At 38.4% G+C, this 4,486-nt stretch carries 2 protein-coding genes; both read left to right on the forward strand.

What is annotated here, in order from left to right; genetic code table 11:
• A partial coding sequence (locus DWV85_RS09260; RefSeq protein WP_207798799.1) for a YadA-like family protein occupies window positions 1–2,463 on the forward strand: 2,463 nt, incomplete at its 5' end.
• Window positions 2,464–2,657: 194 nt separating this feature from the next.
• Window positions 2,658–3,455 (forward strand): hypothetical protein, encoded by a 798-nt coding sequence (locus tag DWV85_RS09265; RefSeq protein ID WP_123138566.1) that lies wholly within the window; start codon window positions 2,658–2,660, stop codon window positions 3,453–3,455.
• Window positions 3,456–4,486 lie beyond the last annotated feature (1,031 nt).

Here is a 4,486-nt window from a genome sequence, read left to right on the forward strand (position 1 = left end):
GTTGTTATCAATGGTAAAGACGGCTCTATCGGCTTGAATGGTAAAGACGGTAAAGATGGTCTTACTTTCAAAGGTGCTAACGGTCAAGACGGTGTAGACGGTAAAAATGGTACTAACGGTATGACTCGTATCGTTTACGAAGATAGCAACAACAACAAACACGAAGTTGCTACTACTGATGACGGCTTGAAATTCACTGGTAACAACGAAAGCGTTGTAAATAAAAACAAACTTAACTCCACAGTTAAAGTTAAAGGTGAAGGCGTTACTGAAGAGCAAGAAAAAACATTTGAATCTGCTGCAGGTAACATCGCTGTAACTGCTGATGGTAACGATACTTTGAACATTCGCTTGAATAAAAACATCAAAGGCATCGACTCTATCCAAACTAAGGAAATCCACTTAGGCACACCTGATAATTACACAACAATTAAGAAAGATGGCGACCGCATTAAATACGGCGACAAAACATTCGCTAACACTGACGATATCTGGACAATCCAAGCTAATGGCACAGATGTTCCAGCTAATGGCGGTAAAGTAAATGTTAAAGGTGCTGACGGTATCACAGTATCTAAATCTGCTAATGGCGAAATGACAATTAGCGGTGCTGGCCTTGGTACAATGAACAGCTTCAACGTTAAATCTACTGGTAATACTACTGCTGATTCTGAAACAGCAGCTAAGAGTATTACTGATGGTAAAACTGTTGAATTCTCCGGCGGTAACAACCTTAGTGTTAAACAAACTAATACTGCTGACGGAGCTAAAGTAGAATTTGCATTGAACAACAAAATCGACCTTACTGATAAAGGTTCCGTAACAATTGGCGATACTAAGATCACTGATGGTGGCTTGGTAATTAACAATGGCCCATCCGTAACTAAAGACGGTATCAATGCTGGTAATAAACAAATTACTAACGTTGACGACGGTGTAAACGATACTGATGCGGTTAACGTACGTCAATTGAAAGCAGCTAAAACTAACCTTACTGATGGTCAAAATACTAAAGTAACTGGCGATGGTTCTAAAAACAATCCTTACAAAGTTAATGTTGAAGGCGATTTGAACAAAATCACTTCCATCACTAACAAAGAAGGGGATGGCAAATTAGAATTCAAAGGTGACCAAGTAGTTAACGTAGCTGGCGACAACACAATCAAGCTTGATGGTAAAACTGGTGACATCACTGGCTTAACTAACAAAACTCTTGATTCCGCTGACTTCGCAACTAAAGGTCGTGCAGCAACTGAAGAACAATTGAAACTTGTTCAACAAGAAGCAGCTAAAAAATCTACTGAAAAAGTACAAGCTAAAGATGATGCTAATAACATTGCTAAAGTAGCTCCTAAAGCTGGCGATACATTCGGTGCAGCTGGTGCAACATACGAAGTATCTGTAGATAAAAATGACGTTAAAGACGCAGCTCGTGAAGCTGTTACTGTAACAGGTGACAAAAAAGCGATCACTGTAGACGTTCAACCAAATGCTACTAACCATACAACTAACTACCAAGTTAACTTCAATGGTAAGGAAGCAGCTAAACAAATTCCATTGACTTACAAAGAAAATGGTGGCAACGCTAGAACAGTAATGTTATCTGATGGTTTAGACTTCTCTAACGGCGTAAATACTACTGCTCACACTGATGCGAACGGTAAAGTATCCTTCGACGTGAAAGGCGACCTCACTAACATCACTTCCATCTCTAACAACTCCAATGGTCCGAAATTATCCTTCGGTGGAGATACTGTAAATATCACTGGTGGCAACTTCAACATGGGTGGTAACAAAATCACTAATGTTCAACGTGGCACTAATGATACAGATGCAGTAAACGTTAAACAGTTGAAAGATTCTCGTACTACATTGACATCTGATGACCAATCCGTAGTATTGAAGAAAACTGAAACTGCTGATGGTGGCTTAAACTATGACCTTTCCGTAAAAGGTGCAGTTGACCCTCGCGTTGATAAATTAACTGAAGAAGTGGGTCGTGTAGGTGCTCAAGGTGCAGCGTTGTCCGCATTGAAACCTATGCAATATGATCCATTGGAACCAACTCAAATCATGGCTGGTTACGGTAACTACCGTGGTAACTCCGCGATTGCAGTGGGCGTAGCTCATTACAAAAACGAGTCCACAATGTTCCATGGCGGCTTGTCCTGGGCTGGCGGTTCTAGCCACTTGATGGCAAACGCTGGTGTAACTTGGAAAGTTGGTAACAGAGATGCTGAAGCAGCTGTAGCAGATCGCTACCGCAAAGGCCCTATCAGCTCTGCATATGCAGTTCAAACTGAAATGGCAGCAATGAAAGCTCAAAACGCCGGATTAAAAGGTGAAGTATCTGACTTGAAATATGAAAACGAACAAATTAAAGCTCAAAACGCTGGTCTACAAAGTGAAGTAGAAGTATTGAAAGCTCAAATGGCTGCAATGATGGCGAAAATGGGTATGTAATATGTCTCCTGTGATGGTGAAAGCCCCTTCTAGGGGCGCCCATCCTAAGGCGTGTTCGAGTAATTAGGTCTTATGACTTAGTTATACTTTCAGAAAAACTAGGAATCCTAGTTAGCAAATGGATACAACTGGTAAGGGTTCCTTCGGGAGCCCTGAACCAGCACATTAATTCGACTATGAAAAGAGGAATAGATATGAAAAAATCTACAATGCTTGCTTTCACAGCAGCACTTTTAATGAGCGCAGCATCCATCACTGGTCACGCAGCAAGCGCACCAACATATGATGACAACTTGATCTTGCCTAACCCTGTATTCGCACCTGGTTTGAGCAATGTTGTATTGGTACCTGTGGCTAGCCCACAAGTAGTACAATCCCTTCATGATTATGTGAAAGCATGGGAAAATGCTGAACAAAAAATCGCTTTAGCAGAAGCTAAACGCGACAATCATGAGCAATTAACTAAAGCAGACAAAATCTGGTTACATTCCAAAGATAAACATAACTATGCTGATTACTTCCGTACGCACTCCCTTGGTCGCGTACATGGCTTTGAAACAGCTTTGAACTGGAACGGTGAAAGCCGCAACAAAAACGAATACGAATACTTTGAAATGCCTAAATACAACGAAAAAGATGGCTTTGTAAATAGCTATGGATTCAATGTATTGCGCGGTATGGTAGATCGTGTTAACGAAGTTGTACAAAAACAAAAACAAGTTGGCGGTCCTATGACTGACGACGAAGCACAAGTATTAGAAGATACAATCTTGGATATTCTTGCTCAAGAGCAAGAACATGTATCTAACGAAGAACTTCGTCATTACATGAACGAAACAATTTGGTTCGCGGCTAAACAAACCGTTAAAAATAAAGCGAGCGAAGAACCAACTGCTGCTGATGAGCACGTAGTAGACCTTCGTAAAGCAATTAACGAACCAGTGGGTAGTAACTACTACAATAAAGTTGACTTGCGTAGAGCGATTCAATAATAATTGATATCTATATTGATATAGATATCAAAAAGCCTTTGCCTTCTCTCGTCTTAAAGGCTTAGTTGATCTCTAATACATGTGGTATACGGATATATGTCCGCCATATATCCGTATATCTACAAAACACAATGGTCCTTATATTGGGTTTATAAGGGCCCCTAACACGTACCCTGGACCCCCGACTAGGGAACACAAATCCTTATTAAACAACGTCATCCGTTTGGATGGCGTTATTTTTATTATATATATACTATTAAAGGATAATTGCCTGTAAATAATTAAAGGGTTATTACGTGTAAAGGGGAATTTGTGCTTTATGTATCTATATAGGCTATCTAAAGTATTAAGCTATCCGAGATATATATTATTAAGTGTTAAGATATAAGCGCTATTAAGTATTAAGGTTTCTAAAGCATAACTGCTAAGGTATCTATAGTTAAACTATCTGAAATCTATAGCTTTACTAGAACTCTTATAGATGCTGTTGATTATGCTTCTAATAAGAGTTACGTAATATAAATAAAGAATAGAAGATTGTTGGTAACTATAATAGAAATAAAACAATATAAATGATTAAGTAGTAGCACTGATAGATTCATAGAGTACAGTTGATCATCTATATTATTGATAACTACTGTATATAGTATGTATTGTACTTGTTTATACCATATAAGCTAATTCAAAAAAAGTTTGCAAAATTTTAAAATTAGGGGTTGCGCCCCTCGGCTCTTTGTACTATAATAGCTATACAGTCGTTCGAAGCGACTGTTTATTAGTTAGCAAACACTAGATAAAATATATGTTTGTTGATAATCGTTTTAGAATAAAAACGTAATTCCTGGTTAAAACAGAAATTACAAAATTCTAAAAAAGATTATAAAAAGATGTTGACATGAAAGTGACAACATGTTATTCTAATCTAGTCGCCGGTTGACGAAACACTTTAATAAAAGTACTTCAAAGCTAGATAAAATCTGGTTTGACTGGTATAGATCTTTGAAAACTGAACAATGATAGGTAATCAATCA

Origin of the sequence: Veillonella sp. AF13-2 (genome assembly GCF_003603295.1) — a bacterium.
GTDB lineage: Bacteria > Bacillota > Negativicutes > Veillonellales > Veillonellaceae > Veillonella > Veillonella parvula_E.

Bases quoted from the DNA above. Each gene is read 5' to 3' on its own strand.
- DWV85_RS09265 (WP_123138566.1), top strand. From the start codon at position 2,658: ATGAAAAAATCTACAATGCTTGCTTTCACAGCAGCACTTTTAATGAGC.